This window comes from Cupriavidus sp. HMR-1, from assembly GCF_000319775.1.
GTDB lineage: Bacteria > Pseudomonadota > Gammaproteobacteria > Burkholderiales > Burkholderiaceae > Cupriavidus > Cupriavidus metallidurans.
The window spans coordinates 20441-39495 of record NZ_ANKP01000047.1 but is presented as its reverse complement, the minus strand read 5'-3'; the positions used below and the strand labels follow the sequence as shown (position 1 = coordinate 39495).

Annotated in this window: 15 protein-coding genes and 1 pseudogene; 5 read left to right on the top strand and 11 right to left on the bottom strand. The window is 62.8% G+C overall.

Annotated features, from left to right (window positions below; genetic code table 11):
* Positions 1-206: pseudogene (locus D769_RS32510) on the top strand (ISNCY family transposase); the annotation flags it as partial.
* Positions 207-1040: 834 nt separating this feature from the next.
* Positions 1041-1904, top strand: coding sequence for a hypothetical protein (locus D769_RS07080; protein ID WP_008643528.1), 864 nt, complete (start codon positions 1041-1043; stop codon positions 1902-1904).
* Positions 1905-1943: 39 nt separating this feature from the next.
* Here the strand turns inward: D769_RS07080 and D769_RS07075 are convergent, their stop codons facing one another.
* Together D769_RS07075 and D769_RS07070 are read right to left on the bottom strand one after the other, a co-directional pair.
* Positions 1944-2588: a dihydrofolate reductase family protein gene (locus D769_RS07075; protein WP_008643526.1), complete on the bottom strand. Its 645-nt coding sequence runs from the start codon at positions 2586-2588 to the stop codon at positions 1944-1946.
* Between the two features lie 104 nt (positions 2589-2692).
* Positions 2693-3118 (bottom strand): PaaI family thioesterase, encoded by a 426-nt coding sequence (locus D769_RS07070; RefSeq protein ID WP_008643524.1) that lies wholly within the window; start codon positions 3116-3118, stop codon positions 2693-2695.
* Between the two features lie 75 nt (positions 3119-3193).
* On the opposite strand from D769_RS07070, the gene D769_RS07065 reads away from it, so the two are divergent.
* On the top strand, positions 3194-3787 hold the full coding sequence (locus D769_RS07065; RefSeq protein ID WP_008643521.1) for a TetR/AcrR family transcriptional regulator: 594 nt from the start codon (positions 3194-3196) through the stop codon (positions 3785-3787).
* A 39-nt stretch (positions 3788-3826) separates the two neighbouring features.
* Here D769_RS07065 and D769_RS07060 read toward each other — a convergent pair whose 3' ends face one another.
* The 7 genes from D769_RS07060 to D769_RS07030 all read right to left on the bottom strand — a co-directional run bounded on the left by D769_RS07060 (position 3827) and on the right by D769_RS07030 (position 11267).
* Positions 3827-5320: a M81 family metallopeptidase gene (locus tag D769_RS07060; protein WP_008643519.1), complete on the bottom strand. Its 1494-nt coding sequence runs from the start codon at positions 5318-5320 to the stop codon at positions 3827-3829.
* 33 nt (positions 5321-5353) lie between these two features.
* Positions 5354-6616, bottom strand: a complete 1263-nt coding sequence (locus D769_RS07055) for a Zn-dependent hydrolase (RefSeq protein WP_008643517.1) — start codon at positions 6614-6616, stop codon at positions 5354-5356.
* A gap of 23 nt (positions 6617-6639) precedes the next feature.
* Entirely contained in the window at positions 6640-7344 is a 705-nt protein-coding gene (locus D769_RS07050) for an ABC transporter ATP-binding protein (RefSeq protein ID WP_008643516.1), read from the bottom strand.
* A complete protein-coding gene (locus tag D769_RS07045; RefSeq protein WP_008643515.1) occupies positions 7341-8108 on the bottom strand; it encodes an ABC transporter ATP-binding protein in 768 nt (255 codons plus the stop codon). The genes D769_RS07050 and D769_RS07045 overlap by 4 nt, the downstream gene beginning before the upstream one ends.
* Positions 8105-9103 carry a branched-chain amino acid ABC transporter permease gene (locus tag D769_RS07040; RefSeq protein ID WP_008643514.1) on the bottom strand — a complete coding sequence of 333 codons (999 nt, stop codon included), beginning with the start codon at positions 9101-9103 and terminating at the stop codon, positions 8105-8107. Before D769_RS07040 ends, D769_RS07045 begins: the two co-directional genes overlap by 4 nt.
* Entirely contained in the window at positions 9103-9960 is an 858-nt protein-coding gene (locus D769_RS07035; protein ID WP_008643513.1) for a branched-chain amino acid ABC transporter permease, read from the bottom strand. The genes D769_RS07040 and D769_RS07035 overlap by 1 nt, the downstream gene beginning before the upstream one ends.
* 104 nt (positions 9961-10064) lie before the next feature.
* A complete protein-coding gene (locus D769_RS07030; protein WP_008643511.1) occupies positions 10065-11267 on the bottom strand; it encodes an ABC transporter substrate-binding protein in 1203 nt (400 codons plus the stop codon).
* A 362-nt stretch (positions 11268-11629) separates the two neighbouring features.
* Between D769_RS07030 and D769_RS07025 the strand changes: the two genes are divergently transcribed.
* A complete protein-coding gene (locus D769_RS07025; protein WP_008643509.1) occupies positions 11630-12466 on the top strand; it encodes an FCD domain-containing protein in 837 nt (278 codons plus the stop codon).
* A gap of 35 nt (positions 12467-12501) precedes the next feature.
* Here D769_RS07025 and D769_RS32250 read toward each other — a convergent pair whose 3' ends face one another.
* Both D769_RS32250 and D769_RS07015 read right to left on the bottom strand, forming a co-directional pair.
* Positions 12502-12804, bottom strand: a complete 303-nt coding sequence (locus D769_RS32250) for a hypothetical protein (protein WP_187192277.1) — start codon at positions 12802-12804, stop codon at positions 12502-12504.
* 471 nt (positions 12805-13275) lie between these two features.
* Complete coding sequence (locus D769_RS07015) at positions 13276-17283, bottom strand: transporter substrate-binding domain-containing protein (RefSeq protein ID WP_008643506.1); 4008 nt, start codon at positions 17281-17283, stop codon at positions 13276-13278.
* Between the two features lie 416 nt (positions 17284-17699).
* Here D769_RS07015 and D769_RS07010 point away from each other — a divergent pair, with 416 nt between their 5' ends.
* A complete protein-coding gene (locus tag D769_RS07010) occupies positions 17700-18995 on the top strand; it encodes an O-acetylhomoserine aminocarboxypropyltransferase/cysteine synthase family protein (RefSeq protein WP_008643505.1) in 1296 nt (431 codons plus the stop codon).
* The last annotated feature ends 60 nt before the right edge of the window (positions 18996-19055 follow it).

Sequence of the window (19055 nt, the reverse complement as noted above, 5' to 3'; positions counted from 1 at the left end):
CGCCGCGCGCGGTGCAGGCCGCGCCGAACGTCAAGCGCCAGCGGCTGATCAACCGGCTCGATCTGGAGCGGGCGATGGTGGGACCCGACGGCTCCCACCCTGCTCCAGCCTCAGGTGCTGCCGGCCAGCGCCACCGCCCGACAGCCCCCCACAACAAACATCCCACCCCGCACAAAAAGCACGCCCGGACTGACATTTCTAATTAGCGGACGGAGTGACATCTCAGAACCCACTGGACAGTGAATGTAGGGGCTAAGTTGTAATGTCGTACCGGTCAACCAGGCGGCAACGAATGCGCTGATCGGGTCAAGTCCGTGCGGCGCGAGACAGGAAGCACCGGGCATCTGGACGAAATGTTCGTGGCGCTGCACGCTTCGAGACCTGGCGTGTCTTCGCCGGTATCACCCAGAATCCGTCCGCGGTCCATCGAAAGGCCGTCAATATCATCCTCATTGCGGACCATAACCATTAACGTGACAAAGCCGTTGCGCGGAGTATGGTCTAATAGCGCCGCACGACTCTCGGCTGGACCACGAAGTCCAGACTGCGCGGCGACACTGTCTAGTGGTGTACCGCCCTGTAAGACGCCAACTGCGCGTTCGTCGTGTGAGCCCCCTTTCAAACCTGGCGATCGAATGCATTCCGTACAGACCCACAGCGCCAACCGCCAACATGCCAAGCATGTTGCGTACGCCTGTGCCTGTGCCGATCTGCGCGACTCTGCTATTCCGCAAGTGATCGCCCAACAGGCTTCCCTTCTCGCCGTGCTTTTGTTAGCCGTGCGGGAAGCCAGGGACTAAATCGCAGTCCACCTGATCTTCCTGGCACGGCATCTTGCTCTGGGGGATGCGAGCGTTCGAAGGCGGTCTGCTGCTTGCTGTGCAGGCCGACAACTGGCCGCTCGCCCTCACCTCGATCAATTACCGAACCCAAGCCGGCTTCGATCCAATTCGGGTACCTGTCGCCTGTCATCTGACGTGGGCGGAATCTGCTCGCCGTGCGACGGCCCGGGCACGATTGCAAGCGGCGATTTCATTGCTATGGAACTCTCTCAAAACCTTATCAAGGCCAAACGCCCCTGCGCGGATGGATACAAATGGTTTCTGCGCAATCGCGACGGTGGTAGCGACTATCAACGGCTGCTCGATGCGCTGGTCCGCGCGGATCGCGTTGCGGATGCCTGCTGGCTGCTCCAGCAGTTTGGCCCGACCGATGCGGTGCTCATGCTGAATGCGCTCGACACCAAGGCGTTGGTCTTCGCCGGCACAGTGATTGTGAAAGGAAGCGTCGACGTCGAATCAGTGATCCGGGTCGGGCACAGCATCCGTGTCGGCGCGGGCATCCGGGCGGGGACTGCGATAGTGGCCGGTACGGATATCGACTGCGGAGGGAACGTCTACAGCGGTGGCACCATCGAGGCTGGCGACGATATCAAGGCCAGTTGGGGAGTCGAGGCCGAAACAAGGATCGATTGTGGAGGCAATCTCCGCGCCGGTTGGTTTGTCACCGCCGGCGAGCGCATATCGACGCATGGCAACCTGTTCGCTGGAGACGGCATTACCGCGCAAGGCGCTATCCATTGTGGCCGTGGGATCAGGGCCGGCGAGAGCATTGACGGACAGCATGACATCATTGCCGGCTGTGGCATCGAGGCTGGCGGTGCCATTCACGCCGGTCAGCACCTGGAAGCGGGATGGGGTATCAAGGCCAAAGGCTCCATCGTTGCCGAAGGGGCCATCAAGGCTGGCGAGGGAATCCAAACCGAGGAAGATATTCTGACCGGCGCAGGCTATGGCATTTACGCGGGCCTGAATGTGCGCGTCGACGCCTGGGACGATTGCGCCCGTATCATTGCGCGGCAAAAACCGACCGAGTTGATTAGCGGAAGCTGGGGCCCCCGCTGAGGACTGGCGCCGATCTGCAGGCATGTCATCCGTGCGTCCCTAGCGTCGCAGGATGACATGCGTAGCCTTTTCGGTGGCCACGGACTCAACGCACGTGTATCCCAGCGCTCTCAAGTCGATCCCTTCGAACAGCGATTCTCCCTGGCCAAGCAGAACCGGCGAGATGGCGATGTGCAGTTCGTCGATGAGGCCTTCGCGAAGATACTGCCTGATCGTCTCCGGACCGCCGCCAATCCGCACGTCCATGCCGGCTGCGGCCTCGCGGGCGCGGTCGAGGGCCTCGCGAATGCCGCCTGTGATGAAGTGGAACGTTGTCCCGCCCTTCATCTCGACGGAGGGGCGCGGATGATGGGTCAAGACGAAGACTGGAACGTGATACGGGGGACTGTCGCCCCACCAGCCGTTCCAGTTCATGTCCGGCCAGTCCCCACGAATGGGCCCGAACATGTTCCGCCCAAGGATCCAGGCGCCGACATTCTGAAAGCCGCGCGCGGCGAAGTCATCATCAACCCCGGTCGTGCCGCCGTCCTTGCCGAACAACGATCGCTGGAACGTCCGTGTCGGGACGAACCACTGATGGAGTTCTGTCCCGCCAATGCCTAGCGGATTGTTAATGTCCTGATTCGGACCCGCTCCGTATCCGTCGAGCGAGATGGTGAAGCCGTTAACGCGAACGCGTGCCATCGTTTGCCTCCGTTTGCCACCGTTTGGACGCCAAGAGGAAATCCAGGGCCCAGACAACGGATGTCGACCATCAGATACCGCGCCGCGCCATCCGCCTCGCCAAGCTACCGCGACTCCTCAACCGGCACAAGGATCGTGTCGCCAATCGCCACCAGCTTGCGCGCATTGTCCTCTCCCAGCGCATACAACTCGGCCTTGGTGAAGACCTGCTTTTTGCCCGCTTTTACCACCTTGCCCTGGGCGATAAACCGATGCCCAACCGCCGGCGCTAGGCAACTCACGGCGATGTGGGATGCCAGGACGCGGCCGGAAACTGTTGCGGCGGCAAAGCCGCATACGGTGTCGAGCAAGGCCGAGATCAGCCCGGCGTGCAGGAAGCCGGAATATTGCGCCATGTCTTCGGCGCGCCAGTCCATCCCCAATTCCGCTTCGCCGTCACCCGCGCGCAGGACCTCGAACCCGGCCCATCGGTTGAAAGGCGCGGTGGCGCTGATTTGCTGAATCAAGGCAAGCTTGTCCTGACGTTCCATGTACGTTCTCCTCGATATTATGTAGACCACTCTATATAATTCGATCAGGGAAAACAAGGCAAGGACCCGAACGACATGTCAGCAGCCGCCAAGCATCGTGATGCGATCGTGCAGAGTGCCGTCGCGCTTTTTCGGAAACAGGGTTATGCGGGCACCGGTCTGAGCGACATCCTCGGCGCGAGTGGCGCGCCAAAGGGGTCGCTTTACTACTACTTTCCGAACGGGAAGATCTCGATCGGCGTAGCGGCAATCGAGTTTGCTGGCAATAAGGTCGCGGCGACGCTGGAGGAGTTGGCGCGCCAATCTGACTCGCCTTCCCGCCTGATCACGCAGTATTGCGGACTGCTTGCCGGCTGGATGAAGCAATCTGAATTTCGGGACGGCTGCCCGATCACGACCACGCTTCTGGAACTCGCGCCTGAGCACGAAGACATCCGGCAGGCCGGCGAGGCAGCATTTGGCGCGTGGGCCTGCATCATCGAGCAGGCGCTGCTTCGAAGCGAAGTGGAAGCGCCCCGGGCGCACCGGCTTTCCCGCATGGCAATGGCCACGATCTCGGGAGCGCTGGTCCAGATGCGCGTGCAGAAGAGCGCCACGCCTTTGCTGGATGCCGCAGCCGAACTCGAGCTGCTATTTGAGACGGCCGTGCCGAATCGACGGCCAGGTTGAGCGCATAAGCCCCCTGCCCTGCGCCCTTCCCCGGTCAAATCAACCTGCCGACGCCGACCAGGCTGTCTCCTTGTCCAGCGGGTACACCGGCCTGGAGACATTGCGGAACGGGAACATCTCATAGCGCGAACTGGTCACGCCTTCGCTATCGCATTCGATCACTGACTTCGCGATCGGCACGAAAACCGGCCTGCAATACATGCGCGACTTCAGGATCAGGAACCGTGCAGCGTGAGGGTCCACGCCGATATGGGTGAAGATGCCAAGGTCCCAATGCTCTTGCGGCGTTTCGGTGACGATGACCTTTGCCGCACCGGTATCGAGCAGCACCGTGCGGCCCATCCGGATGCGCTGGCCCGTATACGTCGGGCCGGTGATGACGTATTCCCCGTCGCTGATCGCGGTGACCTTGCCGGATAGCGGCTTTGATTCCGGATACACGTTGAGCTGGGGCGCGGCCACCTTGTCGCCGACGTTGAGCGTGACGCTTGCTCCCACGCCTGCCGCGATCAGTTTGGCCACGGCTTCCGGGTCACACACCGGGCCGACTGCGATGCCATCCAGGCCCTGGGCCAACGCCTCGTGCAGAACTGCCATGTTGTCGCAGGTGCCGCCCGACATGCAGTTGTCACCATGATCGAGGAGCAGCACGGGACGGTGCTCGGCGGTGGCGTTCGCCGCAGCCGCCGCCATGGCGATGGATGTCGGCAATGGATCGGGTCGATATGTGAAGCCCTCGCGCTCTTCCCAGATCTGCGCCGCGATGCGCTCGGCCACTTCGTCCGCCTTCTGGCGATCGCCATTGCCCACCACGATCACGCTGATGCACGGCGCCGGAATGTCGGCCAGACCAAAGCCGGCCAGGATGGATACCGCCAACATGCCGCCCTTTTCCGCCTCCTTGGCCAATGCCACCGCCCGTTGCATGGCCCCTTCGTCGGTGCGGCTGCGCAGGGTATGGGTTACAAGCGGCGGTCTGCGCCACGCCATGACGGGACGCACGCGCCCGGCGATCATCTCCAGAAGCAGGCGGCCGGCATGTTCGCCGGTTTCGTACATGTCGATATGCGGATAGGTCTTGAAGCTGACGGCAATGTCGGCATGATCGATCAGCGGCTGCGTGATATTGCCGTGCAGATCGAGCGCAACCGCGATCGGCGCGTCGGGCAGGACCTGGCGCAGGCGCCGGAGCAGTTCTCCCTCGCCATCGTCGCTGTTCTGCGCGACCATCGCACCGTGCAGATCGAGCATCACCGCATCACAGCCAGCCGCCGCCGCGACGATCGTGTCCGTCAGGTGCGTATAGGCGTCAGCGGCCACACGGCCGCTTGGGTTCGCGCCGGCGATCACCGGCACCACGATTTCCGCGCCCGCCGCTTCGGCGAGGTCGATGAACGCGCCGGCAGCAGTGCGTGTGCCCTTGGCGGCCCGATACCCTTGCGCCCCGTACCGTGGGCTGAAAGACTCAAGCGGTGTTGCCACCGGCGAGTATGTGTTCGTTTCGTGGTTGAGCCTGGCGATCAGAATCTTCATGGGTGTCCTGAATGATCGGAATGATGTCGACGATTACCGATTGGCCGCATCGAGCATGGCATGGAGCAGCACGTTGGCCCCCGCCTCCAGGTGCTCCGGCTTCGCATCCTCGATTTCGTTGTGGCTGATGCCGTCCTTGCAAGGCACAAAAATCATGGCGGTCGGGGCCACGCGCGCGAGATAGACCGCGTCGTGGCCAGCGCCGCTGATAACGTTCATCTCCGAATGGCCGATCCGTCCGGCGCCCGCGCGAATGGCACCGATCAGCCGCTCGTCGAATGGCTGTGGAGGGAAGTAGACAACCTGCCGGACATCGATCGAGATACCGTTACGTACCGCCAGGTCGCGCGTCTGGGCCAGGAACGTGTCGTGCATCGAGGTCAGTAAGCGGTCGTCCGATGCGCGAAGATCGACGGTCATGTTGACGCGTCCGGGAATCACGTTGCGGGAGTCAGGATGGACCGTCAGGCAGCCCACGGTACCGCGCCCGTGCGGCGGATGGTCCAGCGCGATACGGTTGACGATGCCGACCAGCTCCGAAGCCGCAAGCAGCGCGTCCTTGCGTAGCGCCATCGGTGTCGGTCCCGCATGGGCTTCCATGCCCGTGATGGTGACGTCGTACCAGCGCTGCCCCAGCGCGCCAGTCACGACGCCGATCACGGTGTCGTGTGCCTCCAGCACCGGCCCCTGTTCGATATGAGCCTCGAAGTACGCGCCGGGCCTGGGTTCGCCAATCGGTGCCGAGCCCGCATAGCCAATGGCCTCGAGTGCATCCTTGACGGAGATACCCTCGCGGTCGGTCTGCACGAGCAAATCCTTGAGGACGAATTCTCCGATGAACGCGCCAGATCCCATCATCACGGGCACGAACCGAGATCCCTCTTCGTTCGTCCAGACTGCCACTTCGAGCGGGGCCTCGGTGACAATGCCGTGGTCGTTGAGCGTCCTGAGGACCTCGATGCCGGCGAACACGCCGTAGTTCCCATCGAATTTGCCGCCTGTCGGCTGGGTGTCGATGTGGCTTCCGGTCATGACGGCCGGCAGGCTGTCGTTGCGGCCACGTCTGCGCGCGAAGATATTGCCGATGGCGTCGACGCGGATCGCGCAGCCGGCTGCTTCGGCTTCCTTCACGAAGAAATCCCTGCCCTGGCGGTCCAGGTCAGTCAATGCAAGCCGGCAGACGCCCCCTTTGGGAGTTGCGCCAATCTCGGCAAGGCGCATCAGCGTGTCCCACAGGCGGGAGCCGTTGATGCGCACATCATGTCCGATGCCGGCGGATGCTTGGGTGTTGCTCATGCGTTCTCCAGTGCGATGGCGGATCAGACGGTAAGGCCGACGCCGAGGTACTTGTCCTTGACCGCGTCGTTGCGGCGGAACTCCTCGTTGCCGCCGGTGTAGACCACCCTTCCCTGCTCGATCACCACATGCCTGTCAGCGAGCTGCATGCAGACCTCAAGGTTCTGCTCCACCAGAAGAATGGGGACGCCCGCCGCCTTGATGACCTTGAGCTGCGCGACGATCTCTTCGACGATGACCGGTGCCAGCCCTTCCACGGGCTCGTCGAGCATGAGCAGGCGCGGATGGTTCATCAGGGCCCGGCCGATCGCAAGCATTTGCTGCTCGCCCCCGGAAAGCTGCGCGCCACCATTGCGGCGCCGCTCGCGCAGACGCGGGAAAATCCGGTAGACATCCTCAAGCTGCCATGGCGACGCCTTTCTTGCCGCCAGCTTCAGGTTTTCCTCGACGGTCAGCAGCTTGAAGATGCCCCTGTGCTCCGGCACGAAGCACAGGCCTTCGCGCGCGATCCGGTGCGGGGCCATTCCCGCAACGTTCTTGCCATGAAACAGCACACGCCCGCCGCGTGGGGGCACGATGCCCGCAATCGCCTTCAAGGTTGTCGATTTGCCGGCGCCGTTGCGGCCCAGTAGCGTGACCAGTTCTCCATCGCCAATGGCAAGGGAGACGCCTTGCAATACATGGCTCTTGTCGTAGTAGCCATGAATATCCTGTACGTCGAGCATCATCCCTTGCCTCCGGTGATCATGTTGCCGAGGTAGGCCGCCCGGACGCGAGGATCGCTGCGCACGTCGGCTGGCGCGCCCTCCATCAGCACCTTGCCCTGCTGCATCACGGTGATGGTGTCCGAGATATCCATCACGATGTCCATGTTGTGTTCGATCAGTACGACGGTATGGTCCTGGACCAATCCACGGATCAACCGCTTCATCGCGCCCAGATCGTCCACGCCCATGCCGGAAGTCGGCTCGTCGAGGAACACGGCGCGGGGCCGTGCCGCCAGCGCCATGCCCACCTCCAGCCGCCGTTGCTGGCCATGCGAGAGCACGCCGGCAGCGGAGCCCGATACATGGGTGAGTTCAAGCCGCTCCAGCACGTGGTCGACAACCTCGGCGCAGGCGAGGTCGCCGGCCGGCAGACGCCATCCATTCATCGCCTTGCGGGGCGAGGTGCCAAGCGCCGCCAGCCGCAGGTTCTCGCGCACGGACAGGTTGGGAAACAGGCTGGTCACCTGAAAGGATCGGGCGATGCCGCGCTGGACCCGCTGATAGTCGGCCTCGGCCGTGACATCCTTGCCCTCGAACACGATTCGCCCCGCGCTGACTGGCCGCGTGCCGGTCAGCATATGGAACAGGGTTGTCTTGCCGGCGCCATTGGGGCCAATAACGGAGTGAACGGTCCCGGGCATCACGCGCAGGTCGACCCCGCCCAGCGCCATGAATTTCCCGTATTGCTTGACGATGCCCGTGGCTTCAAGAATCGGCGTGCTCATGCGCGCTCCTCCTGGGTGGATGCGGTGCCCGTCACGCCTCGCAGGCGTGCCGCGATGGTCGATCCCAGGCCCCACAATCCGCGCTGCATGAACAGGCTGACCGCGATAAGCAGGAAGCCCAGGAGCATGAGCCAGCGCGGCCAGAGCGTGGACAGCCAGTCCGCCAGCAGGACGTAGAACGCCGCGCCGAGCACCGAGGCGAAGATATTGCTGGTGCCGCCGATCACCGTCATGATCAGGATCATTTCGCTCGCGTGGTAGTCGATATTCGCCAGCGGCGCGATACCGGTCAGCATGGCGTGCAAGGCGCCGGCAAGCCCCGTCACGGCGCCGGAGATCATGAATGCCAGCAGCTTGAAGGCCCGGACGTTGTAGCCGACGGCGAGCGCCCGTTCCTCGTTGTCGCGAATGGCCAGCAGCGTGCGGCCGAGGACGGATTCCGTGACGCGCAGAACGAGTGCGAAGACAATCAGGAACAGCACCGCCACGAATCCGTAGAATCCCCACGACGACGTCAGATCGATCAGGGCGTGCCCGCCGATGGAAATCGGGGGACGCGGGATGTCGAGCAAGCCGTTGTCACCGCCGGTGATGCCGGGCGCGGTGTAGGCGAGGAAGTAGAACATCTGCGCGAACGCCAGCGTCAGCATCACGAAGTACGTGCCGCGCTGACGGATGGAGAACCACCCTACCAGCGCCGCCGTCGCCGCGCCGATCACGGCGGCGCCCAGCAATGCCACCGGCATCGGCAGGCCGCCGGCACGTGTCAGCGCCAGGCCAACCGCATAGCTTCCCAATCCAAAGAAGATCCCCTGGCCGAATGACAGCAGGCCCGTATACCCGAGCAGAAGATTGCAGGCCATGGCAGCCATGCCATAGATCAGGACTTCGGTCGCCAGCGTGCCCGAACGCATCGTCAGCGGGAGCAGCAGCGTGACGCCCAGCGCTAGCCACCAGTAGCGGTAGCGAAACAACCATTCTCTGCTTGACGCCATCATCCCCTCCCAAGCAGGCCGTGCGGACGCAGCAACAGCACCGCGGCCATGGCCACATAGATCATCAGCCGGGCACCTTCCGGCCAGAGCGTGCTCATCAGGCTTTGCACGATGCCAACAAGCAGGCCGCCCACCAGGGCGCCAGTGAAGCTGCCCATGCCGCCGATCACGACCACGATGAAGGCCACCCCCAGGGCTTCCACGCCCATGAACGGCTCGGCGCCCCGGATCGGCGCGGCGAGGACGCCCGCGATGGCGGCAGTCCCCGCGCCGAGCGCGAACATCAGGCTGAACAGCCGGAAAACATTGATGCCGAGCAGCGAGACCATTTCCGTGGATTCACTGCCAGCGCGAACGGCACTGCCGATACGGGTGCCTTCGAGCAGCCACCACAGCGCAACGGCAAGGAGGGCCGTGAAGCCGATCACGAAGAGGCGATACTTCGGATAGACGAAATCGCCCCACATCACCACGCCTTGCAGCACATCGGGAGGCGGTACGTCGACACCTAGCGGGCCCCAGCCGACAATGATGAGTTCCTGGATCGCCAGGGCCAGGCCGACCGTGATGAGGATGTGGAATTCGTGCGGCTGCGCGTAGACATAGCGAAGCATCACCTTTTCCGTGAGCCATGCCAGCGCGCCGATGATGATGGGTGCCAGGATGAGCGCCGCCCAGAAGTCCAGGCCGAACTGGAGCGCCTGGAAGCACAGGTAGGCGCCAAGCGCGTAGAACGCGCCGTGGGCGAAATTCACGAAGCGCAAGAGACCGAAGACGATCGACAAGCCTACTGCCAGCAGGAAGTAGAGCATCCCGATGCCAACGCCATTGATGACCTGCAACAGATAGACGTTCATAAACCGTGCGAATGTGGGAGGCCGCCGGACCGCGGCAGCGCGGTCCGGTGCATCGAATATGACTTGAGATGTCCGCGGTCAGAACGACCGCGGTTTCGCGCGGCTTATGCCATCTTGCACTGCGTCTGATCGAGCGGCAGGAATGCTTTGCCCACGCTCACGATCTCGGCAAAGTCATCCTTGTCCTTCATCCTGGACTTGGCTTTGCCCTTCAACAGATAGTAGTTCTTGAGTACCTGATGGTCGCCGGCCCGGATCTCTTCGGGACCCGTCAGGCCCTCGTACTTCAGACCTTCCAGCGCCGCCACCACGGCCTTCGGATCGGCCGAGCCTGCCTTGATCATGCCGTCCACCAGGATCTTCGTGCAGATATATGAGCCGGCAAGGCTGTAGTTCGGATTCGCCTTGAACTTCTCGTTGGCGCGCTTGACCAGATCGCGATTCAGGGGCGTGTCCACGCCGTGCCAGTACTGCGCGCCGAAGTAGACGCCTTCGCAGAGGTCGGCGCCGAGCGATTCGAACTGTTCCAGACCCGACGCCCAGGCGACGAGGATGGTGCAGTTCTTCTTCATGCCGAAGCTCACGGCCTGCCGGAGGGTGTCCGACGACTGCGAGCCGAAGTTCAGGATCAGCAACACATCCGGCTTGGCGGCCATCGCATTGGTGAGGTAGCCGCTGAATTCCTTCTCGGTCAGCGCGTGATAGCTGTTGCCGACGTGCTCGATGCCCTTTTCCTTGAAGATGGCCTTGGCCGCGGAAAGCAGTCCGTCGCCAAACACATACTGGGGGGTGATCGTGTACCAGCGCTTGGCCTTCGGCATCGCTTCGATCAGCGGTCGCACCGTGCGTTCGATCGCGCCGTAGGTGGGAACGGACCAGCGGAACGTGGCCCGGTTGCAGTCCTTGCCGGTGATTTCGTCGGCGCCAGCGGTCGTCACGAACACACCGCCAAGCTTCTCCGCTTCCTTGCCCATGGCAAGCGATTCCGAGGACAGGATGCCGCCGGCAAAGTAGCGCGCGGCTTTCTGCTGCGCCAGCTCCTGCACCTTTCTGACCGCCGTGGCTGGCTTGCCCTCCGTATCGAGGACGCTGTACTGCAACGGGCGTCCCAGGACCTTGCCATATTGCTCCACGGCCAGTTTCATGCCGAGATCCGCGAACTTTCCGTTTGCCGCGAACGCGCCGGACATCGGCACGGGACACCCGAGCTCGATGGCCTCCCCGGCTGCCAGGACACTGCGTGAATAGGTCACTACGCCAGGGACTGCCGACACGGCAGCCAACTTCAGCAAATCACGACGGTTCACGGCTCACTCCTCGTTAGGTGGGGATCGTGTTGTGGCGAAGCTTTTGGCGCCGTATGTGGCACCTGGCCCCGTCCAGCTTTATTCCGCCTCCTGGCGCGACGCAGCGAGAGGCAGGTCGATTGCATTTATCCTATTTATCATCATAAATAGAATAGAATCATCTTAGGAGGCTGGAAAACGGCTTGTCAATGAATGCGGGGTCAGGGTTTACGCAGCCCCGCTGATTCCGTGGGCGTCCTCGTCGGATCAGCCTGGCGCTGCCCTTTCGTCCGGGTGCGGCAGCCGGGCCCTGATGGATAGAATGGCGCCCAGTGGCTGACTGGGCGAGGCATGCAGGTCCAGCAAACGTGAAGGATTGCGCAATGTCGATGTTTCGCGAAGCGAAGGAAGGTGCCATTGGAATCCGCAAGCAGAAACGCGCGGACCTCGTGGCTGAAGAACTGAAGCGGCTGATTACCCAGCGCAACCTCAAGCCGGGCGACAAACTGCCTCACGAGATCAAGCTTCAGCAGATGTTCTCGGTCAGCAAGAGCACGATTCGGGAGGCACTGAAGTCGTTGGAGGTCCAGGGACTGATCAGTGTCAGCACCGGGCCTTCGGGCGGTGCCACGATCGTTGAAGTACCGCTGGATCGCACGTTCCAGCTCATGCAGAACTATCTATTCTTCAAGGACGTTGGCATAGCCGATGTCTACACGGTCCGACGGCTCCTGGAGCCCGAGTTGGCCGCCGGCGCGATCCCGCATTTGACCGAGGATGATTTTCTGGCGCTCGAGCGCACGATCGACTTGTGCGACCCGGCGTCACAGGCTGCCGCCGGCACCAGGATGCTGGACCAGCGACAGGAGGATCTGACCTTCCACGACATCCTGGCCGCGGCGAACCCGAATCCGATGCTGCGCTTTTGCTGCGAACTCATCAACGAGATGATTCGCCAGCTAGTCGTGTTCGGCAACGAGACGCCGGCGTGCGAGCACGAACGCTTCGGGGCCGCCAACGTGGTGTTCCACCGGCGCATCGTGGCGGCTGCCCGCGCGCGCGATGCGGAGGCGGTGCGGTCGCTGATGTCGGCGCATATGGAAGAGTGCACGCATTACGTCACGCGCATGAACGGCCGCGTGCATGGCAGGCTGGTCCTGGATTCCGAGATGACTCGGCGGACATGGCTGAAGCCCAGTGAGACGGCTGACAAGGCTTGATCAGCCTCGTCGCTCGCGCACGATGCTCTGGAGTCCTACAGATAGGTGATGGTTACGATGTAGCCCACTGGCAGGGCATCCGTCGCGCTGGCACCGGCGCCGAGTACCGCTTTTACGTTTATCAGATTGGGGCCGATGCGCGTATCGCGAGGAAGTTGGCGGATATCGCTCAGCGTTCGGGTCGTCATCGTTCCAGCCTCGCTACACGTGGTTGATATCCCTCGCGATTGGCTGACCTGGGTCATCTGGCATGAGGGTTCCGTGATCGCGCCGCGAAACTGGATGGTGCCGGCCCGCGCAGTCCCAGCCAAAGAGATCGCGCCCATCAACACGAGCAACAGAGATAGCCTTGTCCCCGGCATGATCACCCCCGAACGTGGATCGTTGTTTATCCATCAACGGCGGCCATGCTGAATACTTTAGGCAATTCCTTGCTTCATGGGGGCCCACGCTGGCAATGGGGCCAGCCTCATCGCCAGAAAATGACTATGCTGGTAGCACGAGTCTGACAAGGAGGAGGCAGGCATGGATTTTCTTCCGTTGGTGCGATGGAGCCTCGGAGCCGTTGCGGCGGGTCTGATCGCCGGGTGCAATGCCCCGCAACGTAATCACGCCATGCCCCCTGCCCCCGCGCCGCCACGCATGAACGTGCCGGCCTCCGACGTCTACGATACGCCAGCACCCAGCCCCGCTCCACCTGCTCAACCTGACGCGCCGCGGCAGAGGCAGTAGACGACGTTGAGTTGATCGTCCGTGGCGCTGCCGCGGCCTCCGGGGAGGGACATGCAGCCGCTGTATCCCAGCCTAGGTCAGGCCTTGCCGGACCCCGTGCGCCCGTCGGCGTCCTGGTTGTCTGGGTTCCATCGCTGGAGACACGCGCGCAAGGCATTGAGCTGTGTCGGTTTGAACATGCACTCGTCGATGCCGGCCTCCCTGCAGCGCTGGACTTCTTCGGCTTCGGTGCTGGCCGTGATCGCGACGATCGGGAGGCGATGGGCGTCCGTTCCGGCTTTGGCTTCGGCTTCGCGGGCGCGAAGCTGTCTTGCCAGTTCATAGCCATTGACGTTCGGCATGTGGCAATCCGTGATCAGCATCGCATAGGCCGTCTTCTCGGCGGCGTCGAGTGCCTGCTGCCCGTCGACCACGGCATCGCAGGCATAACCGAGCAGCTTCAGTTGATGCTGCAGCAGGATGCGATTGGTTTCGTGGTCTTCCGCCACCAGGATCAACTTGCCAGATGCCAGCGCCTGTTCGCGCGTCACTGCGTGCGCAACAGGCTTCAGCTTGGCCTGCGTCGGGGTGGCGACAGTGCGCGCCCGGGCCTGCATGGCGGCAGTCGTGACCGCGTTGATCGCGCGCCAGCTCAGAGCATTGCTGCTCAGGCGGACATCCGATTCTGTCAGCCGGTAGCCCGCCAGTTTGGGTTTTTCTGTGACATGCACCACGATGGGACTGGCCTGCCCGACCGGCGACGGCGGCGCATACTCGCCGTCGTTGAGGAACAGCAACTGCGGCTTGTCACGCGCGTCCGGGCTTGTAGAGTTGGTCGCGCCAGCGGCAGACAGGAAGTCCGTCAGCGCTTGGCCCACCGCGCGATCCCGCAACCGGACCCCGAACTGGATGCCCGCCAGCGGCGGCTTTGAATAGCGTCTTTCCTTGATCGGGAGGCTCAACTCGACTTCGACCTGGGTGCCGATGCCGGGCTCGCTCTTCAGTGTGATGCGCCCACCCATCAACTGCACCAGACGCCGGCAGATTGCCAGGCCAAGGCCCGTGCCGCCGAAACGGCGCGTGGTCGACGTATCGGCCTGCACGAAAGGATCGAACAGCCGGTTCTGGCTCTGCGGCTCGATGCCGATACCGGTATCGGTCACGCGCCACCGGAGGGTTTGCACGGTCTCCGTTTCCTGTACCACCTCGGCGGACACCGACACCATGCCGCTTTCGGTGAACTTGATGGCGTTGCTGAGCAGGTTGAACAGGACCTGGCGCAGGCGCACGCTGTCGCCTAGTACCACAGCGGCAACATCCGCCCCCACATGCAGCCGCAGATGCAGGCCTTTCTCATGCGCGCGGGTCGCCAGCACACCGATGGTGCAATCGCAAAGCTCGCGGATATCCAATGGCTGGGACTCAATGTCGATGCGGCCGGCTTCAATCTTCGAGTAGTCCAGGATATCGTCGAGAATCTGGAGCAACGCGCTTGCCGAATCTCCCATCATGCCGACCGTGGCGGATTGCTCCGGCGTCAGGGACGTATGGGAAAGCAGTTCCGCAAGCCCCAGTACACCGTTCATCGGCGTGCGAATCTCATGGCTCATCATTGCCAGGAAACTATCCTTGGCACGGGATGCCGCTTCCGCGGACTCCTTGGCGCTGGCCAGTGCGGCCGCGCGTTCATGCTCGGCCTGGGTGTCACGCCAATAGCCGTTCCAGAGCACACTGCCGTCGATCTCGATACGGGGCACGGCCTGCAAGCGCGTCCAGCGAAACCCTTCCAGCTTGCGCAGGCGCACTTCGTGGTTCAGAACCTGAAGCTCCCGCCGCGCCGTGGCAATGGCGCGACGCAGGGACATCCGGTCCTCGGGATGCACACAAGCATCGATCGTGGGGGGATTGACCGCCAGGGTTTCGGCGTCGACGCCGAACAGGTCCGTGGTATTGCCACTCACCCATATCGGCCCCCGGCCGAGGTGGCCCGACTGGCGTGCCTGGAACACCGTGATCGGCAGGTAGCGTGTGACATCGGCCAGACGGCCCTGCGCTTCGCGTGCCTCGAGCTCTGCTTGCCGGATTTCGGTCACATCCACACCGGTGTTGATCAGTCCCTCGACATTGCTTTCGCAGACAAAGGGCTTGATATAGAGAAGGAAATGCCGCTCCAGGCCTTCCTTGTCCTGCAGTTGCAACTGGAGTTGCACCAGCCTGCCTGTGTCGATGGCCCGCTGGCTCGCCTCCTCCACCCGCGCGCTGTTCGCCTCGCCCCAGAAATGTACTTCTGTGGTGGTGTGTCCCACGATATCGGCCCATGACCGCCCAGTGATCCATTCCGAGAATGCGTTCAACCGCAGATACCGGCCGTCCTTGTTGCTGACGACAATGGGTAAGGGGATGGCATCCATCAGCGTCGACTGGAAGCGCAACTGGGTCGAAAGCTCCCGCTCGGCCTCGCGACGAATGGAAGCCTCCTTGCGGTACAGGCGTTGGGAACGAAGCAGGATCAGGACGATGACCAACAGCCCGATCAGGATCGGACTCGCGCGCCAGAGCGCATTCAGCCACGACGTTTCGAGCACGTAGCTGGTGCCGGCGTAACGATTCTGGATATCCAGCCGGCGGTCTTCCGGCAACACGGAGAGCGCGCGATTGATCAATGGCAGCAGTCGCCCGGCTAGCGCGGGGTTGACCGCGAAGCCGCTGTTGAGCATGTGCTCGCCCGAACCGATCACACGCAGCTTGCCGGCAAAACTGCGTCTTAATTCGATGTCGGTCGAGACGATGTCGTCTACATAGGCATCGGCTTTCCCCTGCGCCACCATGTCGAGACCGGCGTGGACATTCGGGGCGATCTCCAGCTTCACGCCCGGTACCTCGTGCCGGACAAAATCGCCAACCCCACCAGAGTCGGTGACGACAACTTGCTTTCCAGCGAGATCGCGCAGGTGTGCGAGCGGCAAGGCCGAGTTTCTGCCCACGACCACCACTGGAAACGTCGAGTACGGACGGGATACTGGCAAGCCGTGCAGCGTGGGGTCCTCCGGCACCGCAACGGCCATCAGATCGATCTTGCCCTGGTGCAGCGCCTCGACGGTCTGCTGCATGTCACTCGTCGGCTGGCGCCGGAAGCGGACGCCCAGCGTCTCGCCAAGGTAAGTCAGATAGTCAATCGCTATGCCGCTGGCGCGGCCACTTTCGTCCAGGTACGTGTACGGCGCGAGCCCCGCGTCGACGCCGACCGTCAGCGTCGGCAACGACTTCAGGAACGCACGCTCCTCGTCGGTCAGGAAGAACTTCTGGGGCTTGTCGGGCGAGGCGACCTGCGAGGTCATCCAGCGTGCCAGCAAGGCGGCGCGGCGAGTCGGATCGATGGCCCCCAGGCCAGCGTTGGTCGCATCACGTAGTTCCTTTGCGTTGGATCGGAATGCGAAGTGAATGGCTCCTGTTGGTTCCCGGTAGCGCGAGAGGATCTTCAGTCCCGCAAACTCGTGTGAAACCATTGCGTACTCGGCCACTGGCTGCAGGGTGGCGTAGTAGTCCGCCCGCCCGTTCACGATGGCGCGCAATCCATCGGTCGTATCCTTGATGGGCACCATGCTCGCCTTCGGATAACGCTGACGCAGAATGCCCTCCATGTAGTAACCGGGTTCGATCGCGAAGCGGCCGGTTTGCATGGACGCGAGCAGGTCCTCTTCCAACACGGCGGAGGGACGACCGACCACCACGGCATCGCCATCAAAATATGGCTCGGAGAAGGAGAGGCACCGACGTCGTGCCGGCGTGATGGCAACATTGAGCACCACGTCCACATCGCCTGCGCACAAGGCCGCGAGGAGGGACGCCATGTCGGGATACCCTTTCACGGTGTATGTGATCTGATGCCCGCGCAGGGCCTCATGAAGAAAATCCATGCCGATGCCTTCGGCCTGACCGGCGTTGAGCATCGAGAACGGAGGCCAGCCGTTGGTGAGCATGCCGACGGACAGCTTTGCCGGCAACGCCATGGCGGGCTGCATCAGGCCAAGGCCAAGCAACAGGAACAGGACGGCCAGCGTCCAGCGCCGGCATCGGGAGGCGGCGTGGCGAAGTGTCTCTTTCATGAGGTCATGCCCGGGACGAGGAATGGGTTGAAAAATCGTGGGTGTGCCCGACCGCTCGGCGACGAGGCGTCGGTCCCCGGCTTTGCATTCGGCGCGTGAGAAACGATTTCGGAGTTCCCACGGATCGGGTCGGGCAAGCTTGGCTAGCGGGTCCGAGGGCGGCTCATCGCCTGGTGGATGAGGCCAAATTTAGCGCAGCGGGGGCGCCAATCGGACACAGAAATTTCCTAGATTCACGGCGAAAAATCCCAATATCCATTTGAATCCCGACTCACATGCTGCGTATGGCATATGCATATGAGTGATTCGTATTTCACCTTGCCACCATGACTCCGGGTAACATGCCCGTGATCTCCGGAGGCGCTATGCCACCCCGAGAAGGCTGTCTTTTGGTGAAACCTGGGAGTGCTTGATCAATGTCTGAAAACTGGAAATTCGAAACGCGTTCGGTCCACGCGGGATATAGCCCTGACCCCACGACTAAGGCGGTGGCAGTTCCGATCTACCAGACGGCGGCATACGCCTTCGACAACGCGCAGCATGGCGCGGACCTGTTCGATCTGAAGGTGCCGGGGAATATCTACACCCGGATCATGAACCCGACGACCGACGTGCTTGAGAAGCGGATCGCGGCGCTGGAAGGCGGTGTTGGAGCGCTGGCAGTCGCATCCGGCCAGGCAGCGGTCACGGCGGCGATCCAGACGATCACCGAGGCCGGCGACAATATCGTCGCTTCCTCGGCGCTCTATGGCGGCACCTACAACCTGCTGGCGCATACCATGCCGCAGTTTGGCGTTACGACACGGTTTGCCGATCACCGTCGCCCGGAAAGCTTCGAGGCACTGATCGACGACCGGACCAAGGCCGTGTTCGTGGAGTCGATCGGCAATCCGGCGGGTAACGTGACGGATATCGCGAAGATTGCGGCGATCGCAAAGCGGCATGGTGTGCCGGTCATCGTCGACAATACCGTCGCCACGCCCTACCTCCTTCGCCCGTTCGAGCATGGCGCGGATATCGTCGTTCACTCGCTGACGAAGTACCTCGGCGGTCATGGCACGAGCATTGGCGGAGCCATCGTCGATTCGGGCAAGTTCCCGTGGGCGAAGTACCCCTCGCGCTTTCCGAAGCTCAATACCCCGGATGCCAGCTATCACGGCGTGACGTATACGGAGGCCTTCGGCCCCGCGGCATACATCGGCCGGGCTCGTGTGGTTCCGCTGCGAAACATGGGCGCGGCGCTGTCGCCGTTCAATGCCTTCCTGATCCTGCAAGGCATCGAAACGCTTGGCCTGCGCATGGATCGGATCAACGACAACACGCTCGCGGTGGCCCGGCACCTGAGCCAGCATGCCAAGGTGGGCTGGGTCAACTACGCGGGGCTCGAGGACAACCAGGACTACGCGCTCGCCAAGCAGTACATGAACGGCAAGGCTTCGGGGTTGCTCACGTTCGGCGTCAAGGCCGCCGATGGTGATGGCCGGGCGGCTGGCGCCCGGTTCCTGGATGCGCTGCAGCTGTTCACGCGCCTCGTGAACATCGGCGATGTGCGGTCGCTGGCCACGCACCCCGCTTCCACGACGCATCGCCAGCTTTCCCCGGAAGAGTTGGCGCAGACGGGCGTGGGACTGGATACGGTTCGCCTCTGCGTAGGCATCGAACACATCGACGACCTGCTGGCTGATATCGACCAGGCGCTGCAAGCGGTCTAACCGTCGGCGCTGCCGCGCGGCATTGGTGGGCGGGAAGCCATGCTTCTCCGCCCACTTTCT